Source organism: Pseudomonas sp. ATCC 43928 (genome assembly GCF_005938665.2).
Taxonomy (GTDB): domain Bacteria; phylum Pseudomonadota; class Gammaproteobacteria; order Pseudomonadales; family Pseudomonadaceae; genus Aquipseudomonas.
In genome coordinates, this window is sequence record NZ_CP041753.1 from 6,195,841 (window position 1) to 6,216,921 (window position 21,081).

At 59.6% G+C, this 21,081-nt stretch carries 19 protein-coding genes and 1 riboswitch; of the genes, 11 read left to right on the forward strand and 8 right to left on the reverse strand.

What is annotated here, in order from left to right; translation table 11 throughout:
- Window positions 1–136: 136 nt before the first annotated feature.
- Complete coding sequence (ligB, locus tag FFH90_RS28590) at window positions 137–1,816, forward strand: NAD-dependent DNA ligase LigB (RefSeq protein ID WP_018928749.1); 1,680 nt, start codon at window positions 137–139, stop codon at window positions 1,814–1,816.
- Between the two features lie 91 nt (window positions 1,817–1,907).
- Window positions 1,908–2,303: a DUF1090 domain-containing protein gene (locus FFH90_RS28595; RefSeq protein ID WP_018928748.1), complete on the forward strand. Its 396-nt coding sequence runs from the start codon at window positions 1,908–1,910 to the stop codon at window positions 2,301–2,303.
- Between the two features lie 20 nt (window positions 2,304–2,323).
- Here FFH90_RS28595 and FFH90_RS28600 read toward each other — a convergent pair whose 3' ends face one another.
- Window positions 2,324–2,773: a cytochrome c gene (locus FFH90_RS28600; protein WP_026286618.1), complete on the reverse strand. Its 450-nt coding sequence runs from the start codon at window positions 2,771–2,773 to the stop codon at window positions 2,324–2,326.
- A gap of 128 nt (window positions 2,774–2,901) precedes the next feature.
- On the opposite strand from FFH90_RS28600, the gene FFH90_RS28605 reads away from it, so the two are divergent.
- Window positions 2,902–4,074 carry a murein transglycosylase A gene (locus FFH90_RS28605; protein WP_064620904.1) on the forward strand — a complete coding sequence of 391 codons (1,173 nt, stop codon included), beginning with the start codon at window positions 2,902–2,904 and terminating at the stop codon, window positions 4,072–4,074.
- Between the two features lie 116 nt (window positions 4,075–4,190).
- Here FFH90_RS28605 and FFH90_RS28610 read toward each other — a convergent pair whose 3' ends face one another.
- Entirely contained in the window at window positions 4,191–4,577 is a 387-nt protein-coding gene (locus FFH90_RS28610) for an MAPEG family protein (RefSeq protein WP_138866433.1), read from the reverse strand.
- A gap of 50 nt (window positions 4,578–4,627) precedes the next feature.
- Window positions 4,628–5,461, reverse strand: coding sequence for an EamA family transporter (locus tag FFH90_RS28615; RefSeq protein WP_111452960.1), 834 nt, complete (start codon window positions 5,459–5,461; stop codon window positions 4,628–4,630).
- A gap of 210 nt (window positions 5,462–5,671) precedes the next feature.
- Here FFH90_RS28615 and FFH90_RS28620 point away from each other — a divergent pair, with 210 nt between their 5' ends.
- A complete protein-coding gene (locus tag FFH90_RS28620; RefSeq protein WP_138866434.1) occupies window positions 5,672–6,841 on the forward strand; it encodes an MFS transporter in 1,170 nt (389 codons plus the stop codon).
- Between the two features lie 6 nt (window positions 6,842–6,847).
- Here the strand turns inward: FFH90_RS28620 and FFH90_RS28625 are convergent, their stop codons facing one another.
- Together FFH90_RS28625 and FFH90_RS28630 are read right to left on the reverse strand one after the other, a co-directional pair.
- Window positions 6,848–7,735: a formate/nitrite transporter family protein gene (locus tag FFH90_RS28625; protein ID WP_064620910.1), complete on the reverse strand. Its 888-nt coding sequence runs from the start codon at window positions 7,733–7,735 to the stop codon at window positions 6,848–6,850.
- A gap of 119 nt (window positions 7,736–7,854) precedes the next feature.
- A complete protein-coding gene (locus FFH90_RS28630; RefSeq protein WP_105340847.1) occupies window positions 7,855–8,259 on the reverse strand; it encodes an acyl-CoA thioesterase in 405 nt (134 codons plus the stop codon).
- Between the two features lie 198 nt (window positions 8,260–8,457).
- Window positions 8,458–8,556: riboswitch (S-adenosyl-L-homocysteine riboswitch) on the forward strand.
- Window positions 8,557–8,579: 23 nt separating this feature from the next.
- On the opposite strand from FFH90_RS28630, the gene ahcY reads away from it, so the two are divergent.
- From ahcY to FFH90_RS28650, 4 genes are all read left to right on the forward strand, one after another.
- Window positions 8,580–9,989: an adenosylhomocysteinase gene (gene ahcY / locus FFH90_RS28635; RefSeq protein WP_018928740.1), complete on the forward strand. Its 1,410-nt coding sequence runs from the start codon at window positions 8,580–8,582 to the stop codon at window positions 9,987–9,989.
- 127 nt (window positions 9,990–10,116) lie between these two features.
- Entirely contained in the window at window positions 10,117–10,962 is an 846-nt protein-coding gene (gene metF, locus FFH90_RS28640; RefSeq protein WP_111452963.1) for a methylenetetrahydrofolate reductase [NAD(P)H], read from the forward strand.
- Window positions 10,963–11,130: 168 nt separating this feature from the next.
- The gene (locus FFH90_RS28645) at window positions 11,131–11,946 is read left to right on the forward strand and encodes an ABC transporter substrate-binding protein (RefSeq protein WP_111452964.1); all 816 of its coding nucleotides are present in this window, start codon (window positions 11,131–11,133) and stop codon (window positions 11,944–11,946) included.
- Window positions 11,947–12,168: 222 nt separating this feature from the next.
- Complete coding sequence (locus FFH90_RS28650; RefSeq protein WP_018928737.1) at window positions 12,169–14,025, forward strand: DEAD/DEAH box helicase; 1,857 nt, start codon at window positions 12,169–12,171, stop codon at window positions 14,023–14,025.
- A gap of 142 nt (window positions 14,026–14,167) precedes the next feature.
- On the opposite strand, the gene FFH90_RS28655 is transcribed toward FFH90_RS28650, so the two are convergent.
- Entirely contained in the window at window positions 14,168–14,761 is a 594-nt protein-coding gene (locus tag FFH90_RS28655; protein WP_018928736.1) for a YceI family protein, read from the reverse strand.
- A 32-nt stretch (window positions 14,762–14,793) separates the two neighbouring features.
- Window positions 14,794–15,345 (reverse strand): cytochrome b, encoded by a 552-nt coding sequence (locus tag FFH90_RS28660; RefSeq protein WP_018928735.1) that lies wholly within the window; start codon window positions 15,343–15,345, stop codon window positions 14,794–14,796.
- A 282-nt stretch (window positions 15,346–15,627) separates the two neighbouring features.
- On the opposite strand from FFH90_RS28660, the gene FFH90_RS28665 reads away from it, so the two are divergent.
- The gene (locus FFH90_RS28665; protein ID WP_111452965.1) at window positions 15,628–16,557 is read left to right on the forward strand and encodes a YncE family protein; all 930 of its coding nucleotides are present in this window, start codon (window positions 15,628–15,630) and stop codon (window positions 16,555–16,557) included.
- 88 nt (window positions 16,558–16,645) lie between these two features.
- Here FFH90_RS28665 and FFH90_RS28670 read toward each other — a convergent pair whose 3' ends face one another.
- Complete coding sequence (locus tag FFH90_RS28670; RefSeq protein ID WP_138866435.1) at window positions 16,646–18,514, reverse strand: flavin monoamine oxidase family protein; 1,869 nt, start codon at window positions 18,512–18,514, stop codon at window positions 16,646–16,648.
- Between the two features lie 222 nt (window positions 18,515–18,736).
- Between FFH90_RS28670 and FFH90_RS28675 the strand changes: the two genes are divergently transcribed.
- The gene (locus FFH90_RS28675) at window positions 18,737–20,143 is read left to right on the forward strand and encodes an adenosylmethionine--8-amino-7-oxononanoate transaminase (protein WP_018928732.1); all 1,407 of its coding nucleotides are present in this window, start codon (window positions 18,737–18,739) and stop codon (window positions 20,141–20,143) included.
- 178 nt (window positions 20,144–20,321) lie between these two features.
- Window positions 20,322–21,041, forward strand: coding sequence for a 16S rRNA (uracil(1498)-N(3))-methyltransferase (locus FFH90_RS28680; RefSeq protein WP_018928731.1), 720 nt, complete (start codon window positions 20,322–20,324; stop codon window positions 21,039–21,041).
- Window positions 21,042–21,081 lie beyond the last annotated feature (40 nt).

Here is a 21,081-nt window from a genome sequence, read left to right on the forward strand (position 1 = left end):
AGCCCCGCACGGTTCGCCGTGCGGGGCTTTTTCATGAAGAAGATCCCACCTCGAAACACGCAGAATTACACCTCTGCACTCCACACTCGAAACCTGACTAGCCTTGAAAGCATCCCAACGAGCAAGGACGCTCTCGATGCTGCCCAACCTGCGCCTGTTTTTCGGTTTCCTGCTGACCCTCACCTGCCTGACCGCCAATGCCGCCGACTGCCCCGATTGGCCGCCGGCCCGCGCTCTGGACGAAATCAACGCACTGCAAAAGCGAATCGACCTCTGGGACGACAGCTATCATCGCGAAGGACGCTCTTTGGTCGCCGATGAACTCTATGATCAATCCCGCATACGACTAAGCGAATGGCGCGAGTGTTTTGACTCAGGCCCTTCAGCCGAACCGTTGCGCACTGCCGGTGGCACGATTGCTCATCCCATCGCCCACACCGGCCTGGAAAAACTGCGCGATGGGCGCGCCGTCGAAGCCTGGCTGAAAAATCGGGATGAGGTCTGGATTCAACCCAAGGTCGACGGTGTGGCTGTGACGTTGATCTATCGCAACGGCTGGCTGCACCAGGCGATCAGTCGTGGTGACGGGATAACCGGCCACGACTGGACTGCCTCAGCGCGCCAGATCGCCGCCATCCCTCAAAAACTTCCACAACCGCTCGACCTGCTGTTGCAAGGCGAACTCTATTGGCGCCTGACCGAACACGTGCAAGCCGAGGCCGGCAGCCTCAATGCCCGCGCCACGGTGGCCGGGTTAATGGCACGCAAGACGCTGAACCCCGAGCAAGCCGCCGGTATCGGCGTGTTCGTCTGGGACTGGCCACAAGGCCCGAAAAGCCTGCCCGCCCGCGTGGCGGCTCTGGATGAGCTGGGATTCCCGAGCACCGCGCCCTACAGCCAGCCGATCGAGGCATTCGCCGATGCCGAACGCTGGCGCGATTACTGGTATCGCTCGCCCCTGCCCTTTGCCAGCGACGGCGTCGTTTTACGACAGAACCAGCGCCCACCCGCCGAGCGCTGGCAGGCGAAAACGCCTTTCTGGAGTGTCGCCTGGAAGTACCCCTTCGCCCAGGCGTTGGCCGAGGTGCGCAAGGTCCACTTCAAGATTGGACGGACCGGCCGGATCACACCGGTGCTGGATCTGGCACCGGTGATGCTCGATGACCGGCAGATCAAGCGTGTCAGCGTCAGCTCCCTGCAGCGCTGGGAAGCGCTGGACATTCGTCCCGGCGATCAGGTCGCCATCAGCCTGGCCGGGCTGACCATCCCCAGGCTCGACGGTGTGGTATTGCGCAGCACCGAACGTCCTGAATTGAACGCACCGCTAGCAGCAGATTTTCATCCGTTGAGTTGCTGGCAGCCGACACCCGGATGCGAAAGCCAGTTTCTCGCACGGCTGGCCTGGCTCAGCGGCAAACAGGGGTTAGCCTTGCCGCATGTCGGGCCGGGCACTTGGGAGAAACTGCTCAAGGCCGAACGTCTCGACAACCTGCTCGATTGGTTGACCCTCGATGAGCAAGAGCTTGCTAACATTGACGGCTTCGGCGAACGCAGCAGTGCTCGTCTTTTGAACAGTTTCAACAGCGCCCGGCAACGACCGTTCGCTCGCTGGCTCAAAGCCCTGGGCTTGCCGCCGACCGGCCAGGCACAGCTCGCCGATTCATGGCAGGTGCTGGCGCAACGAAACACCGAACAATGGCAGGCCGAAACCGGCATCGGCCCGGGACGCGCGGCGCAACTGAGCGCATTTTTCCGCGACCCGCAGGTCCTGGCCTTGAGCGAGACATTACGTGTTGCCGGGATTGACGGTTTTTAGCAGCCGGCGACGCCCGTCAGCCTGGGAACCCATAGGTACCGATGCGCTCAAACAGCCCATCGCTACATCGATTTTTTCACCTGGAGCCTTTATGAAACTTCTTTCACCGCTCGCCTTGTTGACCCTGTGCAGCGTGATGGCCGCTCCATTAATGGCCGACGAAGACGCCCCGGGCCTGACCGGCTGCGCCGCAAAAAAACAAGGCATCATCAACCAGATTGAACTGGCCAAGTCTCACGGCAACGCCGATCAACAGGCTGGCCTGGAAACCGCCCTGAGCGAGGTCACCGCCCATTGCACCGACGCTTCCTTGAAGAAGGAACGGGAAAACAAGGTGCTCGACGCCAAGCACGAAGTCAGCCGGCGTCAGGCCGACCTCGACAAGGCGATGAAAAAAGGCGACGCCGAGAAGATCAACAAGCGCAAAGACAAACTGGCTCAATCGCGCAAGGATTTACAGGACGCGCTCGACGAGCTGGATAAGTAATCCGGTTTGAACACGCCGCCTCAATGATCCCGAAACTCTTTATGGCAGGCACTACAGGCGTCTTCGACTTTCTGTACTGCCGGCCCCAGATTGCTGGCCTTGTAGGGTTGAACCTGGCTGGCGATCACCAGTTCACCGGTGGCGCCTTCAAGGGTGCGAGCCATTTCCTGGAAGCGTGCCTGCTTCTGCCAGACATCGTCCTTGGCGCTGGTGTGATCTTCTTCGCGCACCTGCGGGAAATGTTTCCACGGCTCATGGGACAACGCATCGAGCTTCACGGCACCGTCGGCGAATTTCGGGCCATCGAACGGAATACGCCCACGCAACATGCCACCCAGGTCTTCGCCGGTCTTGAGCATTTGCTTGAAGATCGCCTTGCGCTGGCCCAGAGGCGAGTTCGGGTCGACACCGCCGCAGGCGGACAAGGTCAGGCAGGCCAGCAATACAACAGAGAGTCTTTTAAGAGTCATGGTGGCTTCAGATCACTGGAAACGGCAGCCAGTATCCTCGCGTCACCGGCAAAGACCAATAGCCCTATTATCAATACGGGTTGTTTGAGCGCATGGAGCACTCAGGCAACCGGCAAAGGAATTACTCCATGAACAGCCGTTTCAAGGCGTGGCGTCACAACCTGGCCTGGACCCTTCCGATGGTGGCCATACTTGCTGGCTGCACCGGTGGCGACAGTAGCAAACCGAAAACCCACGCACTGGCGACCTACTCCAGCGCTACCTGGGAAGCCCTTCCAGCGGTGTCCGACAATGACCTCGTCGCCGGTTTTGGCTCGTGGCGCAGCGCCTGCAGCCGACTCAAGGCCGACCCGGTCTGGGGTGGCACCTGCGCCGCTTCCGCCAATGTTCAGCCAACCGCCAGCGAAATCCGCGGCTTCCTCAAGCAAAACCTCGATGTTTACGGCTTGCGCGCCGCCAATGACAACCCCAACGGCCTGATCACCGGTTACTACGAACCGGTGTATCCCGGCAGCCTGACCCAGACCAAGCAAGCGAACATCCCGGTGTACGGCGTGCCCGAGGACATGATCATCGTCTCGCTGGACAGCATTTACCCGGAACTCAAAGGCAAACGCCTGCGCGGACGACTCGAAGGTCGCGTGCTCAAGCCTTATGACGATGCGGCAACCATTGAAACCAATGGCGTGAAGGCGCCAGTGATTGCCTGGCTGACCGACCCGATGAACCTGCAGTTCCTGCAAATCCAGGGTTCGGGGCGCATCCAGCTCGATGATGGCCGTCAATTGCGCATTGGTTATGCCGACCAGAACGGCCACCCCTATCGACCTATCGGCCGCTGGCTGGTGGATCAGGGCGAGCTGAAGAAAGAAGAGGTAACCATGAGCGCCATCGATAACTGGGCCAAGGCCAATCCGACGCGCATTCCCGAACTGCTCGGCAGCAACCCCAGCTACGTGTTCTTCAATCGCAACCCGGACAGCAACGAAGGGCCGCGCGGTTCGCTGAATGTGCCATTGACCGCAGGTTATAGCGCGGCAGTGGATCGCAAGGTGATTCCGCTCGGTAGCCTGTTGTGGTTGTCGACGACGCGACCGGACGGCAGCGCACTGGTGCGTCCGGTGGCCGCTCAAGATACCGGCGGCGCGATTGCCGGCGAGGTCCGCGCGGACCTGTTCTGGGGCACGGGCGAGGCGGCCGGGCAATTGGCCGGCGACATGAAACAGCAGGGGCAGATCTGGATGCTCTGGCCAAAAGGGGCGGCGTTGCCTCAGGTGCCGCAGGTGGCTGACAAACTTTAGAAGCAGAAGATCGCAGGCTGCGCCAGCTTCAACATCGAGAGCGTTCGTCGCAATATCGCGAATGAACATCGATCCCTGCAGGGAATGGCGCAGCCTGCGATCCTTTGATCTTGCTGTTAAACAGACACCACAAAGAAACTGACAATCAGCCCCATGCCAATGGCCCACACCAGCGACCGCAGAATCGCCCAGTCCGCCAGATAGCAAATGATGTACAGCAGCCGACTGGTGATGAACAGCACCGACAGCACATTGATCGTCACCAGTTCGGCATTGCCGGCCAGATGCGCCACGATCACCGCCGCGGCAAACGCCGGGGTCACTTCGAAGCTGTTCAACTGCGCCGAATGCGCACGCCTGGCCACGCCTTCGAGCGAATCCAGAAACGCCCTTGGGTCGTGACTCTGTTTCAGCCCGAACTTGCCATTGCTGAACTTGGCGACGCCTGTGCACAGATAAGGCAAGCAGATCGCACTCAAAATGCACCACAGAGCAACCGTCATGACGCAGTCCCTTCTTCAAGTTGTAGAGAATCGAATTCCATCAGCGGCGACTAAAACTTCATCACCAACATGCCGATCAATACCAGTCCACAGGCTAAGAGCCGTGGCCTGCCAAAAGGTTCTTTGAGGTAGCGCATGCCGAACAGCACCACCAGAATCACGCTGATCTCGCGCAGCGCCGCTGCCTCGGCAATCGATCCGAGCTGCATGGCCCACAGCACCAGAGCGTAGCTGAACAATACGCAGAACCCGACCGCCAACCCCAACCGCCACTGCTCACGCCAGAACAGCATGAACGCCGGGCGTTTGCGCACCAGCGCCAGCAATGGGAACGGCCAGGCACTGAGCACTGTGACCCAAACCAGGTAGTCCAGCGGATGGGACCAGCGCCGCAAGGCCTGGCCATCGATGAAGGTGTAGCAGCCGATGCACAAGCCGATCAGCGCCACCACCGGCAGCATCGACCACGGCAGGCGCACCCCGCCACCACCCTGCCAGAGCAGGCACACCATGCCGAACGGGATGAGCAAAATCCCGAAGATCTGCTGAGCCGTCAGCGCTTCTCCGGCGAAGATCAGCGTCAGCGCCAGCACCACCAACGGTGACAGGCCACGCATCAACGGATAGACCAGGCCGAGATCGCCGACCCGATAGGCCTGGATCAACAGGTAGCGATAGAGCAACTCGAATGCAGCCGACGCAAGAATCCACGGCCACATATCCAGTGGCGGCAGCGCCACGAAGGGCAGCATCAGCGCGACAAACAGCAACGCCACGCTGTCCATGCAGGCCACCACCAACAGCCGCTCCGCGCTGAACTTGATCAGGGTATTCCACGCCGCGTGCAACAGCGCCGCCACCAACACCAGAATCGTCGCAAGCACGGCACACTCCTTGTATTGCCCCTACATCGCGGGACAGAGATTTGATTCGCCATATGTCCGCAGCTGTTTATACTGCAAGCGACCACGCCGCACTCAGTTGCGCACAGACTAATTCCAATAATTCCTGCCTCTGCCCGCTCTCATCGAGAACGGTCGTCGGCCTGCGTATGCCTGATCAAAGCGTCAAGACTACCGACAGAGACCTTGCGCATGCCACTCGCCTTGCTTGCACTGGCCGTTGCCGCTTTCGGCATCGGCACCACTGAGTTCGTCATCATGGGCTTGCTGCCCGATGTCGCCCGCGATCTCGCCGTGAGCATTCCTCACGCCGGCCTGCTCATCACTGGTTACGCCCTTGGCGTGGTGTTCGGTGCGCCGATTCTCGCGGTCGGCACCGCCAACATGCCGCGTAAAGCGACACTGCTGGGCATGACGCTGATGTTCATTCTCGGCAACATCCTCTGCGCCCTGGCGCCGAACTACGCCACATTGATGGCCGCACGAGTGATCACCGCGCTGTGCCATGGCGCGTTTTTCGGCATCGGCTCAGTGGTCGCCGCCAGTCTGGTGGCACCGAACAAACGAGCCCAGGCAATTGCCATGATGTTCACCGGCCTGACCTTGGCCAACGTGCTGGGCGTGCCATTAGGCACTGCGCTGGGGCAATACGCCGGCTGGCGCTCGACCTTCTGGGCAGTGTCGGTGATTGGCGTGATTGCGGCCATTGCGCAGTGGGTCTGGCTGCCCAAGGAAATCCCCATGGACAAAGCCAACCTGGCCAGCGAATTCAAAGTGCTGGGCAAGGTCAATGTGCTGCTGGCGCTGGGCATGAGCGTGCTGGCGTCCACCAGCCTGTTCAGCGTGTTCACTTACATTGCGCCGATCCTGCAGGACATCACCGGCGTCAGTCCGCATGGCGTAACCATCATGTTGCTGTTGTTCGGGGTCGGCTTGACCGGGGGCAGCATGCTCGGCGGCCGATTGGCGGACAGTCGTTTGCTGCCTTCGCTGGTGGGGATGACATTGGCCGTGGCCATCGTGCTGGCCGCCTTCAGCCAAACCAGCCATTCAGTGATACCGGCGGCGATCACGCTGGTGTTGTGGGGCATCTTCGCCTTCGCGCTGTGCCCGATCCTGCAATTGCTGATTATCGATCAGGCCCATGAGGCGCCAAACCTCGGGTCGACGTTGAATCAAAGCGCATTCAATCTCGGCAACGCCGCCGGGGCTTGGATTGGCGGACTGGTGGTGGCCAGTGGCGCGGACCTGGCGGACTTGCCGTGGACCGGCGCACTGGTCAGCGTATTCACGCTGCTGACGGCGCTGCTCTTCATCTACCTGCAACGTCGCAGTGCTGCCGCAATCAACGTCTCTGGCTGACATTGATCATTTTTTGATCTTCTGCGGTTCGGATTCCTGAGCCCGCTCCGCAGAGGTCTTCGGCGGCCCGCTTTCACTGCGAATCTGCGCGTGACTGATCAGCGCGAAGATAAAACTGCCGCCAATAATGTTCCCCACCAGCGTGGGACCTGCGAACACCCACCAGAAATCCTTCCACGGCAACTCGCCGGCAAACACCAGGTAAGAAACCTCGACCGATCCGACCACGATGTGGGTGAAATCGCCCAGCGCCATGAAATAGGTGATGAGGATGATGATCCACATCTTGGCGCTTTCCATGGACGGGATCATCCAGACCATGGTGGCGATCATCCAGCCGGAGATGATGCCTTTGGCGAGCATCTTGCCGGCATCGTTCTCCATGACCTTGCGCCCGATCTCAAGGAAGGCCAGATCGGTCTTGCTGTCGAATATCGGCAGGTGCAGCATCACATACGCCACCAGCAAGGTGCCGCAGAGGTTGCCCACCAGCACCACCGTCCACAGCCGCAGCAACCGACCGACATTACCCAGCGTTGGCTTGCTCATGATCGGCAGCACGGCGGTCAGGGTGTTTTCGGTGAAGAGTTGCTGACGGGCGAGAATCACCGCGAGAAAACCGGCGCAATAACCGAAGCTGGCGATCACCTTGTAGCCTTCGCCGTCCGGCAGGCGCGAGTTGAGCAATCCCATGCCCATCAGCGACAGGCCCATGGTCAGGCCGGCAGCCAAGGCCGACCACCACAGCGCCGCAACGCTACGCTCGAGCTCCTGATCGCCTTGGGTGCGAATGATTTCGTGCAGCACCGCCGCGCGCGGGGGCTGGTTTTTATCGACCTCGCGCTGTTCCTGTGCCGAGAGGTCCGGGGTCTTGCCGTCTTTGGGCGTGTCCATAGATTTCCTGAACCGGCTGCGTGTCTAGGTACGACACGCAGGGTTCAGAGCTGTTCAGTGGTCCGTTAAATCATCGCTGACTGATAGACCGCTTTCGCGAGATCACCGCACCGCCGATATCACCCGCCGATGTCATCATCCTTGAACTGGTCTTTGACGTACCTGATCTCGGTCCGGCCGTGCGGCATGGGCAAGCCGTCTTCGCCAAGGTTCACGAACACCATCTTCTCTACCGTCAAAATGCTCTTGCGAGTGATCTTGTTGCGCACTTCGCAGGTCAGAGTGATCGAGGTGCGACCGAACTCGGTGGCGGTGATGCCCAGCTCGATGATGTCGCCCTGACGCGAGGCGCTGACGAAGTTGATTTCGGAAATGTACTTGGTGACCACGCGCTGATTACCCAACTGGACGATGGCGTAGATCGCCGCTTCTTCGTCGATCCAGCGCAGCAGGCTGCCGCCGAACAGCGTGCCATTGGGGTTGAGGTCTTCGGGTTTTACCCATTTGCGGGTGTGGAAATTCATACTCACTCCTGACCGTCTTGCCGATTGATGCCGGCCATCATGGCAGAGCCCGGACTAGAGCTCTATCAAGCATCGACTATGGTCTCGATTACCGTTCGGACATTGACCAACAGAAACGCTTTGGAAGATCAGCATAGCCCGCTATAATCGCCCCCGTTTCAAAACGGTCGTCTTTGATTGATACCGTTTTCCCGCCACCTGTCCGAGGGGCGCTGCAGCAGGTTCGACCTGTCAGGCTCGGATGGGGCGTTGACTGGCCACGGCCAGACACTAAACGCACAACGGCGCCCATTCGCATACATTACGAATGGAGGCTCTTCATGAGCGCTGTTATCACGCCTGCAGATTTTAACGATTACAAAGTCGCCGACATGTCCCTGGCTGCCTGGGGCCGTCGCGAAACCATCATCGCCGAATCCGAAATGCCAGCCCTGATGGGTCTGCGCCGCAAGTACTCCGTTGAGCAACCGCTCAAGGGCGCGAAGATTCTCGGCTGCATCCACATGACTATTCAGACTGCCGTGCTGATCGAAACCCTGGTTGCCCTGGGTGCCGAAGTACGCTGGTCGTCCTGCAACATTTTCTCGACTCAGGATCAGGCCGCCGCTTCCATCGCCGCTGCCGGCATCCCGGTGTTCGCCTGGAAAGGCGAGACTGAAGAAGAGTACGAGTGGTGCCTGGAGCAAACCATCCTCAAGGATGGCCAGCCTTGGGATGCCAACATGATCCTCGACGACGGCGGCGACCTGACCGAGCTGCTGCACAAGAAGTACCCACAAGTACTGGATCGCGTTCACGGCGTCACCGAAGAAACCACCACCGGCGTTCACCGTCTGCTGGACATGCTGGCCAAGGGCGAGCTGAAAATCCCGGCCATCAACGTCAACGACTCGGTGACCAAGAGCAAGAACGACAACAAGTACGGCTGCCGTCACAGCCTGAACGACGCAATCAAGCGCGGCACCGACCACCTGCTGTCCGGCAAGCAAGCGCTGGTCATCGGTTACGGCGACGTGGGCAAGGGTTCGGCCCAGTCCCTGCGTCAGGAAGGCATGATCGTTAAAGTCTCCGAAGTCGACCCGATCTGCGCCATGCAAGCCTGCATGGACGGTTTCGAACTGGTTTCGCCGTTCATCGACGGTATCAACAACGGTACCGAAGCGAGCATCGACAAAGCGCTGCTGGGCAAGATCGACCTGATCGTGACCACCACCGGCAACGTCAATGTTTGCGACGCAAACATGCTCAAAGCCCTGAAGAAACGCGCAGTGGTCTGCAACATCGGTCACTTCGACAACGAAATCGACACCGCTTTCATGCGCAAGAACTGGGCATGGGAAGAAGTGAAGCCGCAGGTTCACAAGGTTCACCGCACCGGTCCAGGCGCTTTCGACGCTCAGAACGACGACTACCTGATCCTGCTGGCCGAAGGCCGTCTGGTTAACCTGGGTAACGCCACTGGTCACCCAAGCCGCATCATGGACGGTTCGTTCGCCAACCAGGTTCTGGCGCAGATCTTCCTGTTTGGCCAGAAGTACGCCGACCTGTCGCCAGCCCAGAAAGCCGAGCGCCTGACCGTTGAAGTACTGCCGAAGAAACTCGACGAAGAAGTGGCCCTGGAAATGGTCCGCGGTTTCGGCGGCGTGGTCACTCAACTGACCAAGCAACAGGCTGACTACATCGGCGTTACCGTCGAAGGCCCGTTCAAGCCGCACGCTTACCGCTACTGATACGCTGATTGACCGCTCTGCGCAGGAGCTGGCGAAGCCTGCGATCTTTTGCTCTTAAAAGATCGCAGCCTAAGACAGCTCCTACGGGGGGCCAGCGTCCGGCTTACGTGTTTCCAAGGATATGACCATGTCCCAAGAACGTCGCTACAGCTTCGAATTCTTCCCGACGAAGACCGATGCTGGGCATGAAAAACTGATCGCCACTGCCCGTCAGCTGGCGACCTACAATCCCGACTTCTTCTCCTGCACCTACGGCGCTGGCGGTTCGACTCGTGATCGCACCCTCAACACCGTGCTGCAGCTGGAAAGTGAAGTCAAAGTCCCAGCCGCTCCGCATCTGTCTTGCGTGGGTGACAGCAAGAACGATCTGCGCGGCCTGCTGACCCAGTACAAGGCAGCCGGCATCCAGCGAATCGTCGCGCTTCGCGGTGACCTGCCCTCGGGCATGGGCATGGCCAGCGGCGAGTTGCGTCACGCCAATGACCTGGTTGAATTCATTCGTGAAGAGACTGGCGATCATTTCCACATCGAAATCGCCGCTTACCCGGAAATGCATCCGCAAGCGCGCAATTTCGAAGACGATCTCAACAACTTCGTGCGCAAGGCCAACGCCGGTGCCAACAGTGCGATCACCCAGTACTTCTTCAACGCCGACAGTTATTTCTACTTCGTCGAGCGTATACAGGCGAAGGGTGTGAACATCCCGATCGTGCCGGGGATCATGCCGATCACCAACTACAGCAAGCTGGCGCGCTTCTCCGACGCTTGCGGTGCGGAAATCCCGCGCTGGATCCGCAAGCAACTGGAAGCCTACGGCGACGACACCCAGAGCATTCAAAGCTTTGGTGAGCAAGTCATCACCGAGATGTGCGAACGCCTGTTGCAAGGTGGCGCACCGGGGCTGCACTTCTACACACTGAACCAGGCTGAACCGAGCCTGGCGGTGTGGAACAACCTGAAGTTGCCGCGCTAATAGCCGTTAACGCAAATCAAGAGATCGCAGTCTTTGGCAGCGCCTCCAGGGGAATATGTACCTCTGCAGGCGCCGCCGAAGGCTGCGATCTTTTGCTTTTAATGCCCGATCCAGAGCTTCTGGATCCGGTTTCTGGCTCTTTATGATTTCTCGTCGTAATCTCAAGCCATGCCCCTGATCACCCAGTTACTGACCGTGCTTCTATTCACTTGCCTGAGCTTCACCGCTCGGGGCGAGAAGCTGCGTATTGTCACCGAACCCTGGGCGCCCTACGTCTATGAAGAAGGCGGCAAGAACCTCGGGCTCGACTACGAAACCACGGCCATCGTCTTCAAACGTCTCGGAATTGACGTGGAATGGCAATTCCTGCCGTGGAAGCGCTGCCTGTCGATGCTTGAGCAAGACCAGGCGGACGGTGTGCTGGATATTTTCCACAGCGATGAACGCGAAGCGACCCTGCTCTACCCCAGCGAACCGCTCTCGCAAGTCGAATTCGTGATGTTCTACGCCAATGAACGGCCGTTCCCGTTTCGCACCCTGGACGACCTGAAAGGCCTGACCATCGGCACCTCGCCGGGCTACCTGTACAGCAAGGACTTCAGCGAATCGACGTTGTTTACCCGGGAACCGGCGCCTACCCATGAAGCCAACTTCGGCAAACTGGTGCGCGGGCGGATCGACCTGTTGATCACCGATCGCCGGGTCGGCCAGCACTTGCTCGATCAACTGGACATCCGCGACAAGATCACCGAGAACCCGACTGTCATCAGCCAGCAAAGCCAGTATCTGGCGGTGCGCCGCAATGCCGGGATGGATTTGTTGGTGCAGCGTTTCGGCGCCGAGCTCAAGCGCTTCAAGCGCGAACCGGCCTATGCCGAACTGAGCGCCCGCTATGGTGCCGGTCCGGCTAGCGAAGCCCGGGCCACCAACGCCACCGCAACCGGCGAAAAAACCGTTGAGCAGCAGGAAAGCGGCGCACAGTGATTGCTCTGTTATACTCCGGCCTTCCCGCCAGGCTCACGCCCGGACGCTCGGACTTGTTCAAGGCATCTCGATCCCGCTACAGCGCAGCTTTTCAGCCCGCGCGAGCGCTCCAGACGAGCCTTCGAGGCCCAGCAGGACCGGACGGGATTGCGTCCTCTTAAACGCCATTCGCGCCAGGCAAGACTCCCATTGGGCCAAGCCCTAACTAAAACAGGATTACTCATGTCCTTTGCTTCCCTCGGTCTCTCCGAGGCTTTAGTCCGCGCCATCGAGGCAGCGGGCTATACCGAGCCTACTCCGGTGCAACAGCGGGCCATTCCCGCCGTGTTGCAAGGTCGCGACCTGATGGTTGCGGCTCAGACAGGTACTGGTAAAACCGGTGGCTTCGCCCTTCCGATTCTGGAGCGGTTGTTTCCCAACGGTCACCCGGACAAATCCCAGCGTCACGGCCCGCGTCAACCACGCGTACTGGTCCTGACCCCAACCCGCGAACTCGCGGCTCAGGTGCACGAGAGCTTCAAGGTCTATGCCCGTGACCTGAAGTTCGTCAGCGCCTGCATCTTCGGTGGCGTCGGCATGAACCCGCAGGTTCAAGCCATGTCCCGTGGTGTCGACGTGCTGGTGGCCTGCCCAGGTCGCCTGCTCGACCTCGCCGGCCAAGGCAGTGTCGATTTGTCCCACGTGGAAATCCTGGTGCTGGACGAAGCCGACCGCATGCTCGACATGGGCTTTGTCCATGACGTGAAAAAGGTCCTCGCCCGCCTCCCGGCCAAACGGCAGAACCTGTTGTTCTCGGCGACGTTCTCCAAAGACATCACCGACCTCGCCGGCAAGCTGCTGCACAACCCGGAACGCATCGAAGTCACGCCACCGAACACCACGGTCGAGCGGATCGAACAACGCGTATTCCGTCTGGCCGCCAGCCACAAGCGTTCGTTGCTGGCGCACCTGATTACTGCCGGCGCCTGGGAACAGGTGCTGGTATTCACTCGCACCAAGCACGGCGCCAACCGCCTGGCCGAGTACCTGGACAAACACGGCCTCACCGCCGTCGCGATCCACGGCAACAAGAGCCAGAACGCCCGCACCAAGGCCCTGGCCGACTTCAAGGCCGGTGAAGTGCGCATCCTGGTCGCCACCGACATCGCTGCTCGTGGCCTCGACATCGACCAGTTGCCTCATGTGGTCAACTTCGAACTACCAAACGTCGACGAAGATTACGTGCACCGTATCGGTCGTACCGGCCGTGCCGGTCGTTCGGGCGAGGCGATCTCGCTGGTCGCTCCGGACGAAGAAAAACTGCTGAAAAGCATCGAGCGCATGACCAAGCAGAAAATCGCCGACGGCGACCTGATGGGCTTCGACTCCAGCGCTGTGGAAGCCGAGAAACCGGAAGTCCGCGAGCGTCCGGATGTGCGTAACCCACGCGCCCCACGTGGCCCACGCGGCGACGGCCCGAACGGCAGCGGTGGTGGTGGCGGTCGTAAAGACAAAGGCAAGGACAAGGGCGGCAAGGAAAAGCCTGCCGCTGGCCGTGGCGAGCGCCCGGCCCGTGAACACAAGCCACGCGAAGGCACTCCGGCCCGCGAGCAACAGCGCCCGGCCCCTCGCGCTGCCGCCGACCGTGCTCCGGACGAGTTCCTGGACGACGATATCGATAACTTCGGTAACCGCGTCGACTACGTGCCTCAAGCCAAACCGGCTCAGGGCCGTGGCCGCCGTCCGGGCGCACCGGCACAAGGCGCTGGCGCTCCGCGCGCCGGTCAGCCACAAGGTCGCCAGAACGGTCCGCGCAACAGCAGCGGCGCAACCACCGGCACCCCACCGGCCAAGCGCAGTGGCCCACGCAACGGCGCTCCACGTGACGGCCAGGCCCGTCGCGAAGAGTCCCGCAACCGCCGTCCGGCCCGTGACGACCAGTCTCGTTCGGAACCGGCCGTGCAGAACCCGCGGAGCCCGGCACCGAAGATCATTCACAAGGAATCGAAAAGCGATCGCTTCCCGACCCCTGAGCAACTGGATCAACTGCCAGGCCGTCCGCGCGGCGAAAAACCAGCATTGCTGACCCGCAACCGCTGAGTTAGCACCGTTATAAAAAATGCCCTGATCTTGCGATCGGGGCATTTTCATTTCAGTTGAGAACATCCCTGCAGATTTTCTCCGACCATAAAAAACGCCCGCGATCGTGAGATCGGGGGCGTTTTTGTGTCAGGTGCGAAGATTATTTCGCTTTGACACCTTCAAACGTCACGTACAGATCGACCGCGTCGGACGCTGGGCCCAGGTCTTTCTGCTTGCCGAAATCGGAACGCTTGATGCTGGTGGTGCCTTCGAAGCCGGCACGGTAGCCGCCCCATGGATCCTTGCCTTCACCCAGGAACGTGGCTTTGACCACGATTGGCTTGGTCACGCCCAGCAGGGTCAGGTTGCCGGTCACGTCGGCAGTGTCTTTGCCGGCGGCGTTTTTGCCGGTAGGTTTGACGCTGGTGGAGACGAACTTGGCGTCGGCGAATTTGCCCACGTTCAGGAAGTCACCGCTGGCGATGTGCTTGTCGCGTTCGGCGTGGTTGGTGAACACGCTGGCGGTGCGCACATTGAACTCGATCTTGCTGTCTTCAGGCTTGGCAGCGTCGAAGCTGAACTTGCCGTCGATATCCTTGAAGGTACCGATGATGTAGCTGTAGCCCAAGTGGCTGATCTTGAAGTCAACAAAGGCGTGCTGGCCTTCTTTGTCGACCACATAGTCGGCCGCCATCACGTTAGCCGACAGCAGAGCAGAACCGATTGCCAGAGCGGCGAGCGTCTTTTTCAACATGCTTTCTATTCCTTTGGAGTCGAGGTAGAACATCAGGCTTTGCGCCCCAGCATTCGCGTCAGGGTCGCATCACGATCGATAAAGTGGTGCTTCAATGCAGCCAACGCATGGAAACCGGAAAAAATTACCAGCAGCCAGGCCAGGTACAAATGAATCACACCCGCGGTGTCTGCCTGGTCCGGTAGTCCGGAAACCAGTGCAGGAATTTCAAACAGGCCAAACACCGGAATCCCGACACCGTCTGCGGTGGAAATCAGGTAACCGGCGATCATCACAGCGAACAGACTGAGATAAAGGAACGAATGGCCGAACTTGGCGCCAAGGCGGGTCATGCGGCTATAGCTTGGCAAGAGCGGCGGCGGTGGGCTGATGAAGCGCCACACTACCCGCAGCAACATCACGGCAAATAACACCAGACCAATGCTCTTGTGCAGATCCGGCGCGTCTTTACGCCAGGTGCTGTAGTAATCGAGACCGACCATCCACAACCCCAACGCAAACAGGCCGAAGACGGCCAACGCCACACCCCAGTGCATAAAGATGCTGACCCAACCGTAGCGGGAAGAAGAGTTACGTAGCTGCATTGCCCAAATCCTGTAAGAACTGCGCCCAAGACTATCGAGTTATCTATCGATTTAAAGCGGAAAATTTCGCTCTGAAATATCGAGAAATACGATCAAGACCTTGGGGCCGGGAGGTTAAGAGAGTGTTAACCGAAGGAAAAAACCTTCACGCACCCTCCTTATATTCATTTATGAGCCGATACCACTCGTCAGAACTGTCACATTTAACAGTGGCTTTCATTGCAGGTCATTGATGAACTTGAACTTGGACGTCAGTCCAAGTGTCTGAACAGGAGTTCTACCATGAGTCACAATTCGAGTTCATCCCCCGTGATAACACGCAGTCAATCCAATTCAATACCCGTAGGGGAAGGACCGCGAGGGATGGCCATCAGCAACGATGGATCACGTGTATTTGTTTGCAATTACATGTCGGACAATGTGTCCGTCATCGACACCCGGAACAAAAAGGTAATCCGCACCATCGCCGTGGAGCAGTATCCCCGAAGCATTGCCCTTGGCCATGAGGGGAAAAGAGCTTACGTGACCAACTACGGTTCAAGTTCGGTTTCGGTTATTGATACCGAAACATACGCGGTGGGTAACATCACGGTGGGTAGACACCCTTGGGGAGTCGTCGCGAGCCGGGACGGGAGGCATGTTTACGTCACCGTACGGCAGGATAAAGAGTGGCTGGCGATAATTGACGCTCGCACTTATGTGGTGAGCAGAGTCCGAGGGTTACCTTCACCGTCCATAAGTGTGGACATCAGCCAGGACGATTCGCGTCTCTATATTTCCAGTACCGATTCCCCTGGTCGCCCTTTTCAGGACGCGCTCACGGTCATCAGCAGCAAGACGTTCGAAGTCATCAACATCATCAAAACCGAAAAATATCCGTCAGCCGTTACTGTCAGTCCCGACGGTAGAAAAGTGTATATCGTGGGTCTGGACGCTCGAAGACTGACCGTGTTGGACACCCGGTCACTGACCACCCGGCATTTCGATTTTGTGGCTTGCGAAGGGGAAATAGTGTTTAGCAAAAAGAACGCTTACGCCGTTGATCACACCGAAAAAGAGGTCGTGGAAGTGAATACCGCCACCCATAAGATTGTTCGCAGGTTTCCCATCCCTGGGGCTATCGACCCGCATCATATGGTTCTTGATCATCATAACTGTGCCTATATCAGCGACTACCAAGGCGACGAAGTCCATATCGTCGATCTGCCTTAGTACCAAAGCATCAGCCGGCCTCTACGAGGGGGCAAAGACATAAAAAAAGCGCGGCATCACTGCCGCGCTTTTTTTTTGATCCCAAGACTTACTGTGTCTTGGTTTCAGTCGCCACCGGGGCCTTCGCAGCGGTACTCACCACTGGTTTCTTCACTGGTTCAGCCTTTTTCGCCGTTGCCTTGGCCGGAGCCTTTTTGGCCTCGGTTTTGGCAGCAGGCTTTTTCACTGGCGCTTTGGCCGGTGCTTTCTTCACCGGCTCGGCTTGCGCCGGCACCACTGGCTTCGGTGCCTCAACCGGTGCAGGTGCCGGGGCCGGCGCAGCGACTGGAGCGGGTGCCGGAGCAACAGGCGCCGCAGGTTCTGGCGCCTTGGCCGGAGCTTTGTCGGAGCCGCCACCAAACATCCGCGAGAAGAAGCCAGGCTTGCTCTCTTCAGCTTTCGCTTCAACCTTGGCCGGTTCTGCCTTGTCGGCCGCTTTATCGGACGAACCACCGAACATGTTGCTGAAGAAGTTGCCTTTCTTCGCCACTGCCGCGCCTGCCGCCGCAGCGGTCGCTGCCGGCACAACTTTCGCCGGTTCAAACGATTTGCCCGCTGCCAGGTCTTCCAGCTGACTGGCTGCACGCTGACCGGTGCGCAAGGCGCCTTCCAGGGTGCCTGGGTACAAGGTGTCAGTGTGTTCGCCGGCAAAGGCTACACGTTGCAGCGGACGCTCCCACAGGCGCCAGTATTTGCTGATCTGCCCCGGACCGAAGGCCAGGTAAGCGCCGCCCATCGATGGGTCGGTGCTGTAGCGGCGGATTTCATAACCGGTGAACGAACCGCGTGCCTGTGGATAAAAGGCGTGCAGACGAATCAGCACCTGATCGGCCATTTGCTTGTCGCCAAAGGCCTGCATCACCCGCGCGTTGTCGCCGGAAATGTTGATCACCACGTTGGCGCCGCCCTTCAAGGCCGGCTCGATCCACAACATGCCCAGGCCGGCGTTGCTGTAGATCTCGCCAGACATGCGCGCCTTGCTTTCCCACACTGGCGTCTTGAACTTCAGCATGATCTGGTCACGCCAGCCGTAGTTGGTGCCCTTGATGGCGCCCATGTGCTGGGCGTCCAGCGCCGGAGTCATCTGGATCTTGCTCAGTGCGCGCAACGGCACGGCCAGCACGACGTAGTCCGCCTGATAGCCAACGCTGCCGACCTTGACACTCACGCCATCCTTGTCCTGGGTAATGGACGAAACCGGGGAACTGGTCTTGATGGTTTTCAGTTGCTTGACGAAGGCCTGGGCCAACACCGGGCTGCCGCCGGGCAGGCGCGAGGCGCGCAGGTCACGGTCAGCAATGCCACGGTAGACGCGGCTTTGTTGGGCAAAATACAGCAGCGACAGGCGCGAAGGTTCGTCGTAACGGGTACGAATCTCCTGATTCACCAACTGACGCGCAGTGGCTGGCAGATTCAGGCGATCGAGCCAGTTGGCCACGTTGATCTGGTCCAGGGCGAACAGCGTGCTGTTGGCGGCCGGGTTTTGCGGGTCTTCGATCGAGCGCGCCAGGTCATCCAGAGTCTTTTCGTAGCGTTTCAGCGCGTCGCTGGTGGCCGGCTGTTTAGTCGCCAGATCGGCGGCGCTGAAGTATTCACCGTCGATCAGGTAACCCGGGGTCCGCACGAACTCGGGGGCTGGCGTGGTGCTCAGCTTGAACGTCGAGATGTACTTGTTCAAAACCGGTTGGGTCTTGTCGTTGCCGATCCACTCGCTGGTAGCCATGCCGGAACGACCGCCCAGGGTCGGTTTGGCTTCCAGCAGGGTGACCTGCCAGCCTTTGCTCTGCAGTTCGTACGCCGCGGTGAGGCCCGAAAGCCCGCCGCCGACCACGATCGCTGTTTTATCCTTGGCCAGCGCCGAAACGCTGAACAGTCCTAACATCACCAGCGCACAGGCGCGCAGCCAACCAGCAGACATTCAGAGAACTCCGGAAATACACGAGGAAATAGCGGTTTTACGAGTCAGACGACTCAAAGAGCCGCGAAGAATACGTCAGCCATCAAAACGCCGCCAGCGACGTCTATCGTCCTATACAAAGTAGCTCAATCGACACAATGGGTTGTCCCCGTGACGCGCATTGCATAGGCTTGCGCGATTGTTTACCCGCCTACGTCACGGGTAGCCTCGAGGAGACAGAAAATGGGCCTGAATAAACAGTGGATGGAACGCGATCTCGCCGTGTTATGGCATCCCTGCACCCAGATGAAAGACCACGAACAGCTGCCGCTGATCCCGATCAAGCGCGGTGAAGGCGTATGGCTGGAAGACTTCGAAGGCAAACGCTACCTCGACGCCGTCAGCTCCTGGTGGGTCAATGTGTTCGGCCACGCCAACCCGCGGATCAACCAGCGCATCAAGGATCAGGTCGATCAGCTGGAACACGTGATCCTCGCCGGTTTCAGCCATCAGCCGGTGATCGAGCTGTCCGAGCGTCTGGTGAAGATGACGCCCGAAGGCCTGACCCGGTGTTTCTACGCCGATAACGGTTCATCGTGCATTGAAGTCGCGCTGAAAATGAGCTTCCACTACTGGCTCAACCGCGGCCAGCCGAACAAGAAACGCTTCGTCACCCTCACCAACGGCTACCACGGCGAGACCATGGCGGCGATGGCAGTGGGCGACGTGCCGCTGTTTACCGAAACCTACAAAGCCCTGCTGATGGACACCATCAAGGTGCCGAGCCCCGATTGCTACCTGCGCCCCGAGGGCATGAGCTGGGAAGAACACTCACGCAACATGTTCGCCGCCATGGAGCAGACCCTGGCCGACAACCACGATACCGTGGCCGCCGTGATTCTGGAGCCGCTGATTCAGGGCGCCGGCGGCATGCGCATGTATCACCCGGTGTACCTCAAGCTGCTGCGCGACGCCTGTGATCGTTATGGCGTGCACCTGATCCACGATGAAATCGCCGTCGGCTTCGGTCGTACCGGCACGATGTTCGCCTGCGAACAGGCTGGTATCCGCCCGGACTTCCTCTGCCTGTCCAAGGCCCTGACTGGCGGTTACCTGCCGTTGGCGGCCTGCCTGACCACCGATGAGGTCTACAGCGCGTTCTACGACGACTACCCGACCCTGCGCGCCTTCCTGCATTCCCACAGCTATACCGGCAATCCGCTGGCCTGCGCGGCGGCATTGGCGACGCTGGATATCTTCGAAGAAGACAACGTCATCGAGAACAACAAGGCTCTGGCCCAGCGCATGGCCTCCTCCACCGCGCACCTGGCCGATCACCCGAACGTCTCTGAAGTGCGCCAGACCGGCATGGTGCTGGCGATCGAGATGGTCAAGGACAAGGCCAGCAAGACCGCTTACCCGTGGCAGGAACGTCGCGGTTTGACCGTGTTCCAGCATGCACTGCAACGAGGTGCTTTACTGAGGCCGTTGGGCAGCGTGGTGTATTTCCTGCCGCCTTACGTGATTACCCCGGAGCAGATCGATTTTCTGGCCGAAGTGGCCAGCGAAGGCATCGACATCGCCACCCGTGACAGCGTCAGCGTGGCGGTACCGAAGGACTTTCATCCGGGCTATCGCGATCCGGGCTAGCTGCCACTGAGTAGTAACCCTGTGGCGAGGGAGCTTGCTCCCGCTGGGCTGCGTAGCAGCCCCAAAAACCTGACACTGAGGAGTGTCAGGTAAACCTTGCGACCGCTTCGCGCTCGAACGGGAGCAAGCTCCCTCGCCACAAAAGCAACTCGATCCGAACTTACCGTAGAGACCCAAGATGAGACTGTCCCGCTTCTTTATCGACGCCCCTTTGAGCACCGGCGAACACGAGTTGCCTGAAGCCCAGGCGCATTACATCAGCCGTGTGCTGCGCATGGCCGAGGGTGATGCGGTGCAACTGTTCGACGGCTCGGGCCATGAGTTTCGCGGCACGCTGGTGGAAGTCGGCAAGAAGCGCGTGGTGGTGCAAATCGATGAAAGCTTTACCGGTCAGGTCGAGTCGTCGCTGGCGGTCCATCTCGGCCAGGGTTTGTCCCGTGGCGAGCGGATGGACTGGGCGATTCAAAAAGCCACCGAATTGGGCGTCACCGAAATCACCCCGATTTTCACCGACCGCTGCGAGGTCCGCCTCAAGGACGAACGCGCCGACAAACGCCTGATGCACTGGCGTCAGGTGGCGATCAGCGCCTGCGAGCAGTGTGGGCGCTCACGGGTGCCGGTGATTCATCCGCCATTGCTGTTGGCTGACTGGTTGAAGCAGACCGCGGCCGAATTGAAACTGGTGCTGCATCCGGTGGCCGAGCCGCTGGTGAGCCACGCCAAACCTGCAAGCCTGGCGTTCCTGATCGGCCCGGAGGGCGGCTTGTCCGACGTCGAAGTCGAACAGGCCAAGGCTGGCGGTTTCCACGCCGCCCGCCTCGGCCCGCGCGTGCTGCGCACCGAAACCGCGCCGGTGGTGGCATTGGCGGTGGCCCAACAACTCTGGGGTGACTTCTAGGGCCTTGTGGCGAGGGGGCAAGCCCCCTCGCCACAAAAGC